Origin of the sequence: Pseudomonas sp. XWY-1, assembly GCF_002953115.1 — a bacterium.
GTDB classification, from domain to species: Bacteria; Pseudomonadota; Gammaproteobacteria; order Pseudomonadales; family Pseudomonadaceae; genus Aquipseudomonas; species Aquipseudomonas alloputida.
In genome coordinates, this window is record NZ_CP026332.1 from 2,714,049 (window position 1) to 2,730,658 (window position 16,610).

General features: G+C 61.3%; 14 protein-coding genes. 7 read left to right on the plus strand and 7 right to left on the minus strand.

Going from position 1 to position 16,610, the window contains the following annotated elements; translation table 11 throughout:
* Positions 1 to 4: 4 nt before the first annotated feature.
* Both PRJ_RS12615 and ilvA read left to right on the plus strand, forming a co-directional pair.
* On the plus strand, positions 5 to 436 hold the full coding sequence (locus tag PRJ_RS12615) for a PACE efflux transporter (protein WP_010954313.1): 432 nt from the start codon (positions 5 to 7) through the stop codon (positions 434 to 436).
* A gap of 180 nt (positions 437 to 616) precedes the next feature.
* On the plus strand, positions 617 to 2,176 hold the full coding sequence (ilvA, locus tag PRJ_RS12620; protein ID WP_104961557.1) for a threonine ammonia-lyase, biosynthetic: 1,560 nt from the start codon (positions 617 to 619) through the stop codon (positions 2,174 to 2,176).
* Positions 2,177 to 2,290: 114 nt separating this feature from the next.
* On the opposite strand, the gene PRJ_RS12625 is transcribed toward ilvA, so the two are convergent.
* From PRJ_RS12625 to PRJ_RS12635, 3 genes are all read right to left on the minus strand, one after another.
* Positions 2,291 to 3,472 (minus strand): hypothetical protein, encoded by a 1,182-nt coding sequence (locus PRJ_RS12625; protein WP_104961558.1) that lies wholly within the window; start codon positions 3,470 to 3,472, stop codon positions 2,291 to 2,293.
* A 51-nt stretch (positions 3,473 to 3,523) separates the two neighbouring features.
* Positions 3,524 to 4,003, minus strand: a complete 480-nt coding sequence (locus tag PRJ_RS12630; RefSeq protein WP_104961559.1) for a VOC family protein — start codon at positions 4,001 to 4,003, stop codon at positions 3,524 to 3,526.
* A 110-nt stretch (positions 4,004 to 4,113) separates the two neighbouring features.
* On the minus strand, positions 4,114 to 5,733 hold the full coding sequence (locus PRJ_RS12635; RefSeq protein WP_104961560.1) for an NADP-dependent glyceraldehyde-3-phosphate dehydrogenase: 1,620 nt from the start codon (positions 5,731 to 5,733) through the stop codon (positions 4,114 to 4,116).
* Between the two features lie 456 nt (positions 5,734 to 6,189).
* Between PRJ_RS12635 and PRJ_RS12640 the strand changes: the two genes are divergently transcribed.
* The 3 genes from PRJ_RS12640 (at position 6,190) to PRJ_RS12650 (ending at position 9,425) form a co-directional block, all read left to right on the plus strand.
* Positions 6,190 to 7,344 carry a hypothetical protein gene (locus PRJ_RS12640; protein ID WP_104961561.1) on the plus strand — a complete coding sequence of 385 codons (1,155 nt, stop codon included), beginning with the start codon at positions 6,190 to 6,192 and terminating at the stop codon, positions 7,342 to 7,344.
* 66 nt (positions 7,345 to 7,410) lie between these two features.
* Positions 7,411 to 8,529 carry a glycosyltransferase 61 family protein gene (locus tag PRJ_RS12645; protein WP_010954306.1) on the plus strand — a complete coding sequence of 373 codons (1,119 nt, stop codon included), beginning with the start codon at positions 7,411 to 7,413 and terminating at the stop codon, positions 8,527 to 8,529.
* Positions 8,530 to 8,576: 47 nt separating this feature from the next.
* Positions 8,577 to 9,425 carry an AraC family transcriptional regulator gene (locus PRJ_RS12650; protein ID WP_104961562.1) on the plus strand — a complete coding sequence of 283 codons (849 nt, stop codon included), beginning with the start codon at positions 8,577 to 8,579 and terminating at the stop codon, positions 9,423 to 9,425.
* On the opposite strand, the gene PRJ_RS12655 is transcribed toward PRJ_RS12650, so the two are convergent.
* Positions 9,390 to 9,971 (minus strand): LysE family translocator, encoded by a 582-nt coding sequence (locus PRJ_RS12655; RefSeq protein ID WP_104961563.1) that lies wholly within the window; start codon positions 9,969 to 9,971, stop codon positions 9,390 to 9,392. The genes PRJ_RS12650 and PRJ_RS12655 overlap by 36 nt on opposite strands.
* Before the next feature lie 291 nt (positions 9,972 to 10,262).
* Here PRJ_RS12655 and PRJ_RS12660 point away from each other — a divergent pair, with 291 nt between their 5' ends.
* A complete protein-coding gene (locus PRJ_RS12660) occupies positions 10,263 to 11,834 on the plus strand; it encodes a TerC family protein (RefSeq protein WP_010954303.1) in 1,572 nt (523 codons plus the stop codon).
* Here the strand turns inward: PRJ_RS12660 and rarD are convergent.
* The gene (gene rarD / locus PRJ_RS12665) at positions 11,797 to 12,684 is read right to left on the minus strand and encodes an EamA family transporter RarD (RefSeq protein ID WP_104961564.1); all 888 of its coding nucleotides are present in this window, start codon (positions 12,682 to 12,684) and stop codon (positions 11,797 to 11,799) included. The two genes, PRJ_RS12660 and rarD, sit on opposite strands and share 38 nt — an antisense overlap.
* Before the next feature lie 33 nt (positions 12,685 to 12,717).
* On the minus strand, positions 12,718 to 14,304 hold the full coding sequence (locus tag PRJ_RS12670) for an EAL domain-containing protein (RefSeq protein ID WP_104961565.1): 1,587 nt from the start codon (positions 14,302 to 14,304) through the stop codon (positions 12,718 to 12,720).
* A 298-nt stretch (positions 14,305 to 14,602) separates the two neighbouring features.
* On the opposite strand from PRJ_RS12670, the gene hppD reads away from it, so the two are divergent.
* A complete protein-coding gene (hppD, locus tag PRJ_RS12675) occupies positions 14,603 to 15,679 on the plus strand; it encodes a 4-hydroxyphenylpyruvate dioxygenase (RefSeq protein WP_104961566.1) in 1,077 nt (358 codons plus the stop codon).
* Between the two features lie 23 nt (positions 15,680 to 15,702).
* Here hppD and PRJ_RS12680 read toward each other — a convergent pair whose 3' ends face one another.
* Positions 15,703 to 16,509 carry a CSS-motif domain-containing protein gene (locus PRJ_RS12680; protein WP_104961567.1) on the minus strand — a complete coding sequence of 269 codons (807 nt, stop codon included), beginning with the start codon at positions 16,507 to 16,509 and terminating at the stop codon, positions 15,703 to 15,705.
* Positions 16,510 to 16,610: the final 101 nt, after the last annotated feature.

Here is a 16,610-nt window from a genome sequence, read left to right on the forward strand (position 1 = left end):
GAACATGCAAGGTAAGGCCCGCAAGATCGTCCAGGCCATTCTCTATGAGGCCATCGCCGTCGCCTGTGTGGCGCCCGCACTGGAGCTGGCGTTCGGCGCCGGCATGGCGCAGTCGACCGTGCTGTCGGTGCTGATGTCAGGCATCGCGATGAGCTGGAACATGGGTTACAACTGGGTATTCGAACGTTGGGAAGCGCGCCAGCCCAAACGTGAGCGCACCTTCCTGCGGCGCCTGCTGCATGCGCTGGGCTTCGAGGGTGGGCTGGTGGTGATCCTGTTGCCGCTGGTGGCGTACTGGCTGGACGTGAGCCTGTGGGCCGCACTGCTGACCAATCTGGCGTTGTTCGTGTTCTTCTTCGTTTACGCCTTTGTCTTCCAGTGGGGCTTCGACAAGGTGTTCGATGTGCCGCTTTCGGCGCAGCAGGCCAAGTGTTGACTTTCGGCTGCGAGGCAGGCTAAGTTCCTACCCCATGAATACATTCCCGCACGTGAACGCCATTATTATTACCGCCATTATCAGCTTGGCGGGCTAGCGCGTACGTGCACCGAACCCGCCCTGGAGGCGGGTTTTTCTCTCTGACTCCTGGGCAACGTAAAAATAGCCAAGGAGTCATCGATGACCAGCTTCAGTGTCCCTCGTACTACCGTCACCCCCCAGCAACTGCTGTCGGAGCAGGTGCGGCGCATTCTTGCGGCGCCGGTGTACGACCTGGCCATTGAAACGCCCCTGCAAGCGGCCCCGGCCTTGTCTGCCGCCCTGGGCAACCAGGTGTTGCTCAAGCGCGAAGACCTGCAGCCTACGTTTTCGTTCAAGATCCGGGGTGCCTACACCCGCCTGTCGCGTCTGACCGATGTGCAGCGTGAGCGCGGGGTGATCACCGCTTCGGCGGGCAACCATGCCCAGGGCGTGGCCTTGGCCGCATCGCATCTGGGTATGAAGGCAACCATCGTCATGCCCACCACCACGCCATCGTTGAAAGTGGAAGGCGTGCGTTCGCGCGGCGGGCATGTGGTGCTGCATGGCGAGAGCTTCCCGCATGCGCTGGCCCACGCGCTGAAGCTGGCCGACAGCGAAGGCGCGACCTTCGTGCCACCGTTCGATGACCCGGATGTGATCGCCGGGCAGGGTACCGTGGCCATGGAAATCCTCCGTCAGCGCCCGGGGGCGCTGGACGCGATCTTTGTGCCCGTGGGCGGTGGCGGCTTGATCGCCGGTATCGCCGCCTACGTGAAGTACCTGCGCCCTGACGTGAAGGTGATCGGCGTCGAGCCGGTAGATTCCAACTGCCTGCAGGCTGCCATGGCCGTCGGCGAGCGCGTGATCCTGCCGCAGGTCGGCACCTTTGCCGATGGCGTGGCGGTGGCGCAGATCGGCGCCCATTGCTTCGAGCTGTGCCGCCACTTCGTCGACGAGGTGGTGACGGTGAGCAGTGACGAGCTGTGCGCGGCGATCAAGGATATCTACGACGACACCCGTTCGATCACCGAGCCGTCCGGGGCCTTGGCCGTGGCCGGTATCAAGAAGTACGTGGCGCGTGAAGGTGTGCAGGGGCAGACCCTGGTGGCCATCGACTCCGGGGCCAACGTCAATTTCGACCGCTTGCGCCATGTAGCCGAGCGGGCCGAGCTGGGTGAGCAGCGCGAGGCGATCATCGCCGTGACGATTCCGGAGCAGCCGGGCAGCTTCCGGGCCTTTTGCCAGGCACTGGGCAAGCGGCAGATCACCGAATTCAACTACCGCTTCTACCCCGGCAAGGAGGCGCGCCTGTTCGTTGGCGTGCAGACCCACCCGGTGCACGACCCACGTGAGCAGTTGCTGGCCAGCTTGCGGGAGCAGGGGTACAGCGTGCTGGACCTGACCGACAACGAGCTGGCCAAGCTGCATGTGCGCCATACCGTGGGCGGGCATGCCGCGTCAGGGGCTGATGAGCGGGTACTGCGCTTCGAGTTCCCCGAACGGCCAGGGGCGTTGCTGGGGTTTCTGGAGCGGTTGGGCAAGCGTTGGAACATCAGCCTGTTCCATTACCGCAACCATGGTGCGGCGGAGGCGCGGGTGTTCGCTGCTTTGGAAGTGCCAGCGGACGAGTTGGCGGGCTTGCCATTGACGCTGGACGAGATGGGGTATCGGTACTGGGACGAGACTGACAACCCGGCGTACAAGCTGTTCCTGGGCTGACGCGCCTGTGCGGCCAATGCACCCTTGTCTAGCCGCTTGCCGCCTGTGTTCGCTGAGTGACCGCCCCGCCCCAAGGGCAGGGCGATCTCCTGCAGGGAACTGCGCGAGCCAATTTCAACGCTCGCGCATGAAAAAGCCGGCAACGAACTTGCGGAACGTTTCCAGGCTTTTGAAGTCGGCGTAGCGCTTGAAGTTCTCGGTATCCGGCTCGGGGCCGATGGGCTGTTCCAGCAGCGACACTGACAACACCCGGTCCTGGTCCGAGGTCAGCACCAGCTCATCCATCACCTGCCCACCAATCACGGGGCGACGCATCTGCACTTTCACCCCTTTACTGGCCATCCAGTCGATCAGCGACACCAATGCCTTGAGCGGCTCGCGCTCTTCATCACGGTACACCGGGAACAGGTGCGCGCGCGACAGCACGGGCACACTGGCCACATGGATCAGCTCATAGAAATGGCTTCCGGCGCTGGTCGGCGAGTAGATCATCAGCGCCAGCAACGGCCCGGTGGTGCGGCTCCCGCCCCAGTACAGGTGATGCCCCTGGAAGTCGAAGCCGTCTTCGCTGCGGTTGTTGAACAACTTGCGCCCTTTGATCTGGTCGACGCAGTCCAGCAGCAGGCCATGGCGGCGATGGTTGCCGAACACAGAGGCTTCGCGCAGGCGGGACTTGAGCATCATCATGTGCTTCATGTCCAGGCGGGTTTCCAGGTAGTTGCTGGCGGGCACCCGCTCCAGCAGCGGATAGCGGCTGGCCACGCTGCGCAACTCGGCAAACTGTGTGGTCAGGTCTTTCTTCAGGTGGGTGGCGTAAAGGTTGAGCCCGCTGGTTTCAATCCAGGTCAGCAGCAGTGACAGCAGGCGCTGCTGTTCGCGTTTGTCGTTGCCATCGCCGGCGCCACCGGCCGTGCCAGCACGGAAGTCGCTGATCAGGCGCAAGGGGGTGTCGGGTGGCAGCCAGGCGGCGGGTGGTGCGGGGTCGTTTTCACGTTCGGCGGCTTCCCGCTCGTCCTTGGTGAACGGGCAGCCAGGCGCGTGCTCGGCGGTGCCCGGGTTGTTCTTGAGGAAAAGTGTGCCGGTGCTGCCGTTGAGGGTGACATTGAGCACCGGCAAGGCATCGTTGCGGCAGTCGCAAGCCAGCCACTGGTTGGCGTTGCGTACTTTCATCAGTAGCTGGTTGGCCTGTAGCAGGCGCGGGCCGGCGAGGCTGCCGGTGGCAAAGCCGACCAGCAGTTCCTCTTCAGCGGGGGTCAGGCTGCGCACCTGGGTGGCGGTTTTGTCGATGATTCGCATGAAGCAGCTCCAAGCTACGAGCCTCAAGCTTCAAGCAAAGTCGCGCGGCTTTCAACTCGTCGCTTGGCTACCGCCGAACATCTTCGCGGCACGGGCGCGAATCTCGTCGGGGGTCAGGTCCTCTTTGTGGGTGGACACGAACCAGATGTTGCCAAACGGATCTTTCAGGGTGCCGCTGCGGTCACCGTAAAACTGGTCGGTCAAGGGTTGTAACTGGATGCCCCCGGCGGCCAGGGCCTGGGCGTAGACCTTGTCGCAGTCTTCAACATACAAGTGCAGGCCTACACCCGCACCGTTGAGCTTCTGGCTGGCGGTGAGGCCGCCTTCCATGTTGCAGGGGTCGCCCAGCATCAGCGACGAATCGCCGATTCTCAGTTCGGCATGGCCAACGCGACCGCCTGGGGCATCGAGGCGGAACATTTCCTCCGCACCAAAGGCTTGCTTGTAGAACTCGATGGCCTTGGCGGCGTCGTTGATGGCCAGGTAGGGCGTGATGCTGTGCTGGCCTTCGGGAATGGGTTTAACTGCCATGTTCGACTCTCCTGTGCAATGGGCGCCGAAAGGCGCCCTGTTGCTTAGAGTCGTTCGCCCAGATGGAAAATCGACAGTGACGCTAGATCGATTGTCTATAAGCGCGGCGGTCAGAAGATGTAGTCGGTGGTCAGGAAGCTCGACTGGCGGTTGCGAATGATCTCGCTGATCAGCGCTTTGTTGGCCTCCTGGAAGCGGGTGGCGACCAGCGTCCGGATGGAGAACACACGCAAAGCGTCATCCACCGAGAGGGTGCCCTCGGCGCTGTTCTTGCGGCCGTTGAACGGGTAGGTGTCAGGGCCGCGTTGGCACTGAGCATTGATGTTGATGCGCCCGACCTGGTTGGCGAAGATGTCGACGAGGCTTCCGATGGTGGCCGGGTCGTTGCCGAACAGGCTCAGTTGCTGGCCGTAGTCGGAGTCCAGCACATAGTCGATCACTGTCTGCAGGTCGCTGTAGGGCACCACCGGTACAAGCGGGCCGAATTGCTCCTCGTGGTACACGCGCATTTCCCGGCTGACCGGGTACAGCAAGGCCGGGTAGAAGAATGAGCCGCGGCTGTGCCCGCCATTTTCGTTGAGTACGCGCGCGCCCTTTTCCGTCGCATCGGCAACCAGGCCATCGAGGTAGTCGACCTTGCCAGGCTCGGGCAACGGAGTCAGCGCCACGCCAGGTTCCCACGGCATGCCGGGCTTGAGCGCCGCCAATTTGTGCTGAAACTTGTCGAGGAAGGCCTCGACCACATCCTCGTGCACGAACAGGATCTTCAGTGCCGTGCAGCGCTGGCCGTTGAACGACAACGCCCCGGTGACGGCCTCTTCGACAGCGTTGTCGAGGTCGACCTGGGGCAGCACGATGCCCGGGTTCTTGGCGTCCAGGCCCAGTGCGGCGCGCAGACGATGCGGGCGTGGGTGCAGTTTCTTCAGGTCGCTGGCGGCCTTGTGGGTGCCGATGAAGGCGAATACATCGACCTTGCCGCTGGCCATCAGCGCGCTCACCGTTTCCCGGCCGCGTCCATAGATGACATTGATCACGCCTGCCGGGAAGCTGTCGCGGAATGCTTCGAGCAAGGGGCGGATCAGCAGTACGCCGAACTTGGCCGGCTTGAACACCACGGTGTTGCCCATGATCAGCGCCGGGATGAGCGTGGTGAAGGTCTCGTTCAGCGGGTAGTTGTAGGGCCCCATGCACAGGGCCACGCCCAGCGGGGCGCGACGGATCTGGCCGAGGGTGCCTTGTTCCAGCTCGAAGCGGCTGGAGCGGCGGTCCAGGTCCTTGAGGGCGTTGATGGTGTCGACGATGTAGTCGCAGGTGCGGTCGAATTCCTTTTCCGAATCCTTCAGGTTCTTGCCGATCTCCCACATCAGCAGCTTGACCACGGCCTGGCGCTGTTCACGCATGCGGGCAAGGAAGGATTCCACATGCTGGATACGCTCGGCCACGCGCATGTTCGGCCAGGCGCCACGGCCTTTGTCATAGGCCTGTACGGCGGCATCGAGGGCGGTAAGCGCGGTCTCGGCATCCAGCAGCGGGGCGCTGCCCAGTATGACCTGATGCTCTTCGTCGCCTTGCTTGAGCCACACCGGGCTGCGCACCGTGGCCAACGGGCCGTCCCAGCGCCTGAGCTCACCGTTGACCAGGTAGTCGCGTTGTTCCAGTGGGGCTCCCAGGCGCCAGGTTTCCGGGATGTTCTCGGCGCTGGGGAAGAGTGAATCGAGCAAACGGTCCATGGGTACTGCACCTCACATCAAAGGGCGGTTTTCAAGTCAGTTGAATCGTTTCAGCTACGAGCATGCACTGGCTGCAGGAAAAACACCAGTCTGGTTCAACATGGCCGCCAATGCCTGTCCGGCAAGCAGTCAGCGAACTGAAAGGCGTTGATGCAAAGTAGGCGTCAAAGGTTACTCATTGATAGCGAAGTAGCCAGCGGACGCTCGATGGGCATGGTTATAGCAAAAGTTGTGTTGAGCATTGGTTTGATGCGGGGAATTTGACGCCATGAAACTTGATCAAAAGTCAGCCAGAAGCCGCTTGCCAAAGCGTTTGCAGGCATCTTAAATTGTTACTGAATGTGATAGTAAAGTTTCAAGTAAAACAATAAAAATCAAAGTATTAAGTGTTTTTGCCGGGTTTTTTCTCTTGTTCCGATTGGCCAACAGTGCACTTCAAAGGACGTCGAAGAAGAAATGAAAAAGACCTTGACGACTGTGGCGCGCAAGCTCCTGTCGCCCTCCCTGCGCTACGAAATCAGGCTGCTGGCCAGCAAAGTGCGAGAAATGTTGGCGCGTGCCTGTCTCTGGCGTTGGGAAGTCGCCAGGTTCCGCCCGCAACAGGAGAGCCCGTACGAAATCCTCTACATCGGCCGCAAGCAGCAACGGGAAATGGCCAAGCTGCTGATCGGTGGCAAGGGCCAGGGCAGCGCATCGATCGTGGACAGTGCAAGTGCCACGGCGGCTGCCAGCCACGTCGTAGTCATCAGCGAAATGCCCACGTCGGGGTCGCTGTCAGTGCCGCACTACCTGAGCGCCGTGGTGCCGCTGGGGCGCCCACTGGAAGACATCACTGCCCGCTACGACAGCGAACTGCGACGCAGCATTCGCAAGAACCGGCCGCTTTATCACATGCGCCAAGCCCTTTCGGACGAAGAAATCGCCATGGCCGACCGGGATCTGCTGCGCCCTTATGCTTCGGCCCGGCAGGGCATTCATGCCGCGCAGTTTCCTACCGAAGAGGTGTTCCGTATTGCCAAGAGTGTCGGCCGGCTTGACTTGATCATGCTGGGCGATGAGGTGATTGGCTGCCACCTGGGGTGTGAAGTGGTACGCAGCGGCAAGCGTTACTGGAGCACGTTGCGCTTTGGCTATTGCGAGGCGGTGTTTTCCGATGCGAAGAAATTGCGCGAGGTGAATTCGATCACCACTTTCATGGCGCTTGAATGGGCACTGGAACAGGGCTTCGATTATTACGACATCGGCCTGTGTCTGGCGCGCCCGGACGACGGCCTGCTGAAGTGGAAGCGCCGCCGCGGTGGTGATATCGATTCGCTGGGTAACCATGCGTACCTGTTTGTTCGCCTGCCCAAGACCGGTACGGCAAAGTTCCTGTGGGACACGCCGATGTTCGCGGTCGAAGGCGACAAGCTGACGTTGCACCTGGGGCTCCCGGATGGCCCAAGCGATGAGGAAGTTGCCAGCCGCTATCACGAAATGGTGTTTGGTGGCCTGCACAAGATTTATCTCTACGGAGGCAGCGGGGCAGGCGAACCGTTTGTGGAAACATTGCGCAGCCGCTACGCCAGCTTGCAGTCGCCTCCCAGCATGGAAAGAGTCACGAGTAGTTGAGTAACTGCCAGGGATGCTTTGATCTGGCGCCGGGCTCCAGTCTTCGTCATCAGGGGGGGACGCTTCATGGGAAGCGACATCTCGCAGTTCAGTGCATCGCCCGCAGCCAGGCAACACACCTGGACCTTGGCCGCCTACCGATACATGGCGCGCAAACGGCTGGGTGGAAAAACGGCGATCGATCTCAAGAGCGTCGCCACCAAGAGTTGGGACATTGCCCCGGGCGAAGCCACGGTTTCACCGCCGGCCATTTTCCTGCCTGGCCAGCTGGATCGGGTGACGGGCTGGGAAGGCAAGCGGTTTTACCCCTACGTGCACCCGGCGCAGACCATGGCGGGAGGTATCCACACGTTGCAAGGGCCAACCCGCGGCTACCTGATCAAGGATGTATGGCTGGTCGATGGGGCATTGTACAAGGGCAAGGCCAGCCACTGGCTGTCACAGAAGCCGAGTACCTTCCCGACCATCCTCATCGACCATGAAATCGACCGCGCTGCGATCTACTGCACGCTAAACGGTAACGCCTGGTTCGGCACCTGGCTGATGGAAGATTGCCCGACCTATGCGCTGGCCTGCAACGAGGGCATCCCGGTGACCACCGCCCCCTCTGCCAGGTATCCGCTGTTCACCCAGGCACCGGCCTATGAAGACTGGCTGGACATGAAGCCTTTGCGCCTGCGCAGTGCGTTCTTCCGTGAGCTGGTGCTGTTCGATGACCAGAGCAACAACCGCAGCCGGCATGCTCGCTACCGAGCCATGGGTGACAAGCTGCTGTCGCATGTGACGCACACGCAGCACCCGGGGGTTTTCCTGTTACGGGGCGGTGATGGTGACCTGCGCCTGTTGCGCAACGAGCTGGAGCTTGCCGAACACCTGCGCACGACCCGCGGTTTTCGCATCGTCAACCCGCTGAAGTCCGATGTGCCGAGCATTGTCGCGGCCTGCGCCGGGGCTAAAGTGGTCATCGGGGTGGAGGGTAGCCAGTTGGTGCATGGCGTGAATGTGCTGCAGGCGGGAGGCTGCCTGCTGACTTTGCAGCCGCCGAACCGTTTCGTCAGTTACTACAAATACCTGACGGATCGTGATCACCAGCATTTCGGCTTTGTGGTAGGCCTACCGGAAGGCGATGGTTTCCGGATCGATATTGACGAGGTGGAGCGCACGCTGGATCTGTTTCCTCGATAAATGTGTAGTATCCGTGCATGGATCAGCGGCGGGCAGGGCAGTAGAGGATGATCGAGGTATCACGGTTTTGGCGCGACCCTGCCTTGCCGTTCGTCGAAGCCCGACGGGTAGGGGACGGGCGCAAGGTGTGCTACGCCGCGCACTCTCACGAGAGTTTCTCCATCGGGGTGATCACGGGGGGACGTAGCACTTACATCAACAGTGACCAGTGCGTTGAGGTTGGGGCGGGTACCACGGTGTTGATGAACCCAGGCGTGGTGCATACCTGCAACCCTGTTGCCGGGGAACCCTGGTCTTACCTGATGCTGTTCGTCGATCAGCCTTGGTTGCAGGCAGTGGGTTTTACCCTGCCCACGCAGACCTGGAGTCGCTCGCCTGTGTTGTATCGGCGGCTGTTGCAGGCCTTTGCCGACCTGTTCGATGCCAGGCTGCCTGATCGCGAAGCCCGCCTGGCGGCCCTGTTTCACGAGTTGCCGGGCATGCTTGGTGGTAATGCCAGCGAGGGTGGCGAGGGCAACCCACGGCTGGATGCAGCGGCAGCGTTCATACGCGCCCATCGCAGTGACCCGCTCAGCCTCGAGGACATCTGCGGGGCTTGCGGCCTGTCTCGGTCCTACCTGATTCGTGCCTTTCGCCAACGCTTCGGCCTGACGCCGCATGGCTACCTGCTAGACCAGCGCGTGCAACTGGCCCGGGCACAGTTGCGCCAGGGCAGCTCAATTGCTCAAGTTGCACAGGAGGCCGGGTTCGCTGATCAGGCACACCTGCAGCGGGCATTCAAACAGCACCTGGCGGCGACACCGGGGCATTACAGAAATGCCGGCGCTAGCCTGGGCGCTCCTGCAGGAGCCGTGCAAGCCTTAAAAAATCAGGTAAACCGCGCTGGCGACCAGTAACACGGCCAGGCTCCGATTGAGCATGCGCAGGTAACGTGGGTTGTCCAGGTACTGGCGAACCACGCTGCCGGCCCAGGCCCAGCAGGCCACCGAGATGAAACAGATCGGCCCGTAGATCCAGGTAAACAGCCACAGCAAGTGCTGTTCACCGCCGGTGTAGGCACCCACCCCGGCAACGGCTGCCAACCAGGCTTTGGGGTTCAGCCACTGCATCGCTGCGCCGTGCCAGGCTGAAGGGGCTTGGGTAGGCTGTGCGTTGTTCAGGTTACCGTCGTCACTGGCCAGCTTCCACGCCATGTACAGCAGAAACGCTACACCGCCCCAGTGCAACATCAAGCCCAGCAAGGGCCAGCGCAACAGCAGTTGATGCAGGCCCAGCCCGACCAGCACCAGCAACAGGCAGAACCCCAGCGTGGCGCCGGCCACATGGGCAACGCTGGCGCGCAGGCCATGGCGGGCACCGCTGCCAAGTGCGACGATATTGACCGGGCCGGGGGAGATCGAGGCCGCAAGGGCGAAGGCGGCCATGGACAGGTATAGGCTCATGAGGAAGATCCGCGTGGTTGGGGAGGCGTTATCCTCGCGTGGCCGGCGTTCTGCTGTATTGAACAAAAGTACCTGCGCACGACTCGCACCTGCAGGGCTAAGGGCGATGCAGGGTTGTTACAGGTTTTGTAATAGTTTTGCGCTACTACAGAAACCTGCTGTGCTTGTAGCATCGTTCTCCCAATTTGTTATCAAGGTCTATATGAGCACCTTCGCGGAGCCCCCCAGTCTTCGGCCTTTCTGGCCATCCTTCTCCCGTCCTTGTGACGTGCCCCTCGTGAGTACCCGCTAATGGAATGGCTAGCCGACCCCACGGCCTGGTTAGGCCTGTTGACGCTTATCGTCCTCGAGCTGGTGCTGGGTATCGACAACCTGGTGTTCATCGCCATCCTTGCCGATAAGTTGCCGCCCCATCAGCGCGACCGCGCGCGGGTCATTGGCCTGAGCCTGGCGCTCATCATGCGCCTGGGCCTGTTGGCCAGCATTTCGTGGATGGTCACCCTGACCGCACCGCTGTTCGAAGTGTTCGGCAAGAGCTTCTCTGGCCGTGACCTGATCATGCTGTTCGGTGGTGTGTTCCTGCTGTTCAAGGCCACCATGGAGCTGCATGAACGCCTGGAAGGTCACGTGACCCAGGCCAGCGGCACGCTGCGCCATGCCGCGTTCTGGCCGATCGTTGCCCAGATCGTGGTACTGGACGCGGTATTCTCGCTGGATGCCGTGATCACGGCGGTCGGCATGGTCGATGAGTTGTCCGTGATGATGATCGCGGTGATCTTCTCGATCGGTATCATGATCGTTGCCAGCAAGCCGCTGACCCGCTTCGTCAACGCCCACCCTACGGTGATCATGCTGTGCCTGGGCTTCCTGATGATGATCGGTTTCAGCCTCACCGCCGAAGGCCTGGGCTTCCATATCCCGAAAGGCTACCTGTACGCGGCCATCGGCTTCTCGATCCTGATCGAGCTGTTCAACCAGCTGGCCCGTGCCCGCCGCAAGCGCAGCTTGCAACAGCATCGGCCGTTGCGCGAACGCACTGCCCATGCCGTGCTGCGCCTGCTGGGCGGCCGCCGGGTCGAGGCTGACGAGGTTGGGGAGGAGATTGCCGACCTGGTCGAGGGCGGCGGGGAACAGGTGCTGTTCGACCGCCGTGAGCGGGTCATGATCAGCGGCGTGCTGAACCTGGCCGAGCGGCCGATTCGTACGGTGATGACTGCCCGTGCCGAGGTTGATGTGATTGACCTGGCGCAACCGGCCGACGCCATTGCCCAGGCCCTGGCCAATTCGCCGTACTCGCGCCTGCCGCTGATCCGCGATGGTCGCGTGGACGAGCCCTTGGGCTTTGTGCACAAGAAGGAACTGCTGAAGGAACTGCTCTCGGGCAGCCAGCCCGACCTGGAAAGCATGGCCCGGGCGCCGTTGAACCTGCTGGAGAGCTTCAGCATCCTCAATGCCCTGGAGCAAATGCGCGGTCAGTCGACCCATATTGCCTTCGTGGTCAACGAGTTCGGTGACTTCACCGGGCTGTTGACCATGACCGACATCCTTGAGTCGATTGCCGGTGAGCTGCCGGATGCCAGTGAGGTTGAAGGCCCGGGCATCGTTCAGGAGGGGGAAGGCTTCGTGGTCAGCGGCGCGCTGAACCTCAGCCAGGTGCAGGCGCGTACTGGCTTCAGCGCCCGTGCTACCGAGGATTACCAGACCCTTGCGGGCCTGGTGATGAGCTTGCTCGACCGCCTGCCGATGGTCGGTGACCGGCTAGCCTGGAATGGCTGGATGCTGACCGTGGAGGCGGTTGAAGAGCGACGGGTACGCCAGGTACGGCTTACACCGAACGGCGACGCTGACGTAGCAGGTGCTTGAAGCCCTCAAGCACCAGCACCAGTACTGCGGCCCAGATTGGCAGGTAGGTCAGCCACTGATCCGGGCCGATGGTTTCGCCCAGCAGCAACGCCACGCCTACCAGCAGCACGGGTTCGACGTAGCTGAGCAGGCCGAACAGGCTGAATGGCAGCATGCGGCTGGCCAGCACGTAGGCGATAAGCGCCGAAGCGCTGATCGCGCCAAGGATCGGTACCAACACGTACAGCCCGGGGTGTGCTTGCAGGTCAGCGTTGGACAGTGGGCTCTGGATCACGAAGTACAGCGCCCACGGCAGCAGCAGGCACATGTCGCACCACAGGCCGCCCAGGTGGTCGGTGCGGCAGCGTCGGCGCAGCACGAAGTAGATCGGGTAGCCGATCGTTACCAGCAGGGTTTCCCAGGCAAAACTGCCGTTTTGGTACAGCTCGTGGCCTACGCCCAGTGCGGCGCAGGCCACGGCTACCGTCTGCAGGCGTGACAGCCGCTCGCCATATACCAGCCGCCCGGTCAGGACCATGGCCAGTGGCAGCAGGAAGTAACCCATCGACACTTCCAGGCTGCGCCCATGCAGGGGCGCCCAGAGAAACAGCCACAGTTGCACCCCCATCAGCCAGGAAGTGCCGATCATGCCTAGCAACAGCACCGGCGTGCGTTTTACCCGGCCCATCAGTTCGCCCACCCGCTTCCAGTCTTTCGAGACAAGCATGAACAAGGTGAGGCAGGGCAGTGTCAGCAGGGTGCGCCAGCCAAAGATTTCTTCGCCATCGAGTGGCTTGAGCAGGGAGGTATAGAAGTACATCACAGCGAACAGGCAGGACGCCATGACCGATGAAACAATGCCTTTTGACACGAATGCCTCGAATACGGGAATTGAGCGGGTTGATCAGCCGCGCATGATCTCAGGGGGCGCATCTTGCGGCAACTGCGTTGCGCCCGGGCGAGTGGCCAGGGCTTCGAGGAACTGGGCGGCCGGCATGGGTCTGGCGAACAGGTAACCCTGCTGGAAGTCCACCCCGTGCGCGGCCAGGTAGTCGCGCTGCATGGCGGTTTCCACACCCTCGGCGACGATGCCCAGGTCCAGCTTTCCCGACAGTTCGATGATGGTCTCGAGAATGTGTACTGACAGCGCATCGGCGCCGATCATGGCAACAAAGCTCTGGTCGATCTTCAGGTAGTCGACCTTGAATTGCCGCAGATAGTTGAGGCTCGACTGGCCGGTGCCGAAGTCGTCGAGGGCAATCATCACGCCCATGGCATGCAGCTTTTCGAACAACTCAAGGGTGACCGGCGTAGGCTCGATCAGCTTGCGCTCTGTCAGCTCCAGGGTCAGCACCACCCGGCCGGGCGGAAAGTGCTGCAGGAATGTGCGGCAGTCATCCAGCAGGCTGAGGTCGCGGCAGTGGTCAGCGGTGATGTTGACACCAATATGGAAGCCGTCTTCCAACAGCCCGGCATAGGGCGCCAGGCTTTGCGCGGTATGTGTCAGCAGCGCGCGGGTCATGGCGACAATCTGCCCGCTGTGTTCGGCATAGGGGATGAACAGGTCGGGGCGAACCAGGCCCTCTCGCGGGTGGTGCCAGCGCATCAGCACTTCCGCGCCAGCCCAGCGGTAATCGCCCTTGCGCACCACCGGCTGAAAATACGGCAGGAATTCATCGGCCTGCAGGGCACGCTCCAGTTCGGCACGCGGAGAGGTGGCGCGGCGAATCTGCCAGCGGCACACCAGCGCCGCCAAGGCACCCAGTACCAGCAGCAGACTGAGCAGGCCAGGGTAGTGGCTGCGTAACAGTTGGCCTTGCTTGTCGGCACTGTAGCCGCCCTGCACGCTGAAAGGGTAGCGGGTTGAGCCAATCAGCACGTTGGCACTGGGGGCCGCAGGGGATACGCCTTTGTGGACCACCCCGTCCTTGCCCATCCAGGCGTCGCCCACGCGGATCTGCAGTTCTTCATCGGGGCCGATCAGGCGCAGTGCAGTCAGCAGGTGGTCGCCATCCACCGTGGTGATTGCACCGTGGTCGCCGTCGCTGGCACGGTAGACCAGCAGCGGGTGGCCCGGCGTAACCGAGTTGCCGTCCATCAGCCATAACTTGCCGTCGACGTAATCGCCAGGATTGACCGGTTCTTCGAACTCGCCGAACAGCGAAGTGCAATAAAGGTTGTTGTGCCTGAACAGGTTGGTCGAGCGCACGAAGGCATTGCGGGTAACCTGGGCCCGTAGCATAAGCTTGACCTGCTCGCATGGGCTGTCAGTCAGTGGAAGCAGCGAATTGGCGGCACGGGACAGGTCGTCGAGAATGTGTTCGACGTGCTCCAGTGCCTGGCGGGTGGTGGCCTGGCTGCTGGCCTGCATTTCGCGCTCGACCTGCCAGTTCATCACGGCCAGGCCGCACATGACCGGCAGCACGCCGACGACCCAGGGCAAGAGCGTGCGCCAGCTGAGTGCGGCGCGGCGTTTGACGGTAAGGGGCATGCTGATCTGACTATCATGAAGTAAAACGAGAGGATAGCCGTTTGTCGCCGCGTACGAGCAACTAAAACGCGACAAACCATTTTACGCAATGTAGAATCGATTTACGAATACAACAATAAGGTCCTTCACGTCCGAAGGATCAAGCCCGCCGAGAATGGGTCCATATGACATACCATGGGTTCAAGCTGATCATAGGTGACTACCTCGCCCGTAGCGTGCGGGGCATTCCGTGCTCACCGCCGTTCCTGTTCCACATCCCACGCAATCAATAATTTTCGCTGCAGATGAGAACACGAACATGGCTGATATCTTTGAAAATCCTATGGGCCTGATGGGCTTCGAATTCATCGAACTGGCTTCGCCGACCCCAGGCGTACTTGAGCCTGTATTCCAGATACTGGGCTTCACCAAAGTGGCCACCCACCGTTCCAAGGATGTGCACCTGTATCGCCAGGGTGGCATCAACCTGATCCTGAACAATGAACCCAAAAGCATCGCTTCGTACTTCGCCGCTGAACACGGCCCGTCGGTATGTGGCATGGCTTTTCGCGTGCGCAATGCCCATGAGGCTTATGCCCGCGCCCTGGAACTGGGCGCTCAGCCGGTAGAAATCGAAACCGGCCCGATGGAATTGCGCCTGCCGGCGATCAAGGGTATCGGGGGGGCACCGCTCTATCTGATCGACCGCTTCGAGGAAGGCAGCTCTATCTACGACATCGACTTCAACTTCATCGAAGGCGTGGATCGCAACCCGGTGGGTGCTGGCCTGAAAATCATCGACCACCTCACCCATAACGTCTACCGCGGGCGCATGGCCTACTGGGCCGGGTTCTACGAGAAACTGTTCAACTTCCGTGAAATCCGCTACTTCGACATCAAGGGCGAATACACCGGCCTGACCTCCAAGGCCATGACTGCGCCTGATGGCATGATCCGCATCCCGCTCAACGAAGAGTCGTCCAAGGGCGCAGGGCAGATCGAAGAGTTCCTGATGCAGTTCAACGGTGAAGGTATCCAGCACGTAGCCTTCCTGACCGATGACCTGCTCAAGACCTGGGATGCCCTGAAGGGGCTGGGCATGCGCTTCATGACCCCGCCACCGCAAACCTACTACGAAATGCTCGAAGAGCGCCTGCCTGGCCATGGTGAGCCGGTCGACCAACTGCAAGCGCGTGGCATCCTGCTCGATGGTGCGTCGCAGCCCGAAGACAAGCGCCTGCTGCTGCAGATTTTCTCGGAAACCCTGCTTGGCCCGGTCTTTTTCGAGTTCATCCAGCGCAAAGGTGACGATGGCTTCGGTGAGGGCAACTTCAAGGCGCTGTTCGAATCCATCGAACGTGACCAGGTACGCCGTGGCGTGCTGAGCACAGACTGATCGCCCCTGGAGTACCGTCGTCGTCATGTTCGTTCGGCGGCGGTACCCCGCCTGTTGGCACGTGCCCTGAACAGGGCCAGGTAGACGATCGAACCGGTCACGATCCCCACCAGCATCAGTGAGGGGACGATCTGCAGCACCGACTGGCGGATTTCCTGAGCGGTGAAACCCGCTGGGTAGCCACCTTTGACCGTGTATCCATACTTGGCCGACATGGCGCTTGTAAAGAATTCGGACTGTGAAGGGCGTTCAAGGCCGCGGCTATCACCATTGCTCCATATGTAGCGGTCGCCAAACTCGACCAGCAGTGTCAGCCCATCCTGAAAGCCATCCAGTTCGTTGCGAATCTGCATGGCATAGGCTGTCACGATCACGCCATTGTTCTTGCCCTTCTGGTGAAAGTCGACCAGCAGCTTCTGGCGCGTGTCAGGAGGGCCGTAGGACAGTGCGACCCGCTGGCCGGACGACGCGAATGATGAATAATGCTCCAGCGAACCTGAAGCCGTGCTGCAGTAGGGTTGATTGTCTTTGAGCAAGGTCAGCGACCTGACCATGGAGCGGATGGCAACCTGGTCCTGCAAGGCGCTTTTGACGTTATCGCAAGATTCCCCTGCAAATGGCAGGGTGCGCAGGGCCGTCTCGTGCATTCTGTCCAGCGCATTGTCGACGCTGAAAACCGCCTCCTGAACGGAAATGCTGGCGTTTTCCGCAAGTTTCGCTTCCAGCTGGAAAGCCATCACCAGCAAACCGGAAACCACAGGCACCAGCGCCACTGCAATGAGCAGCAGCAGCTCCACCATGCTGCGCCCCGCGTGCATGATTTTCGACATAGGCTAATAGTTCTCCGCTCTGAAACTGTCCGTGGTGAACAGTTGAGCCCTGAGCCTATGTATTTGCTGACCGGGCTGCTGTAGTCCGGCTGCAGTTGAAG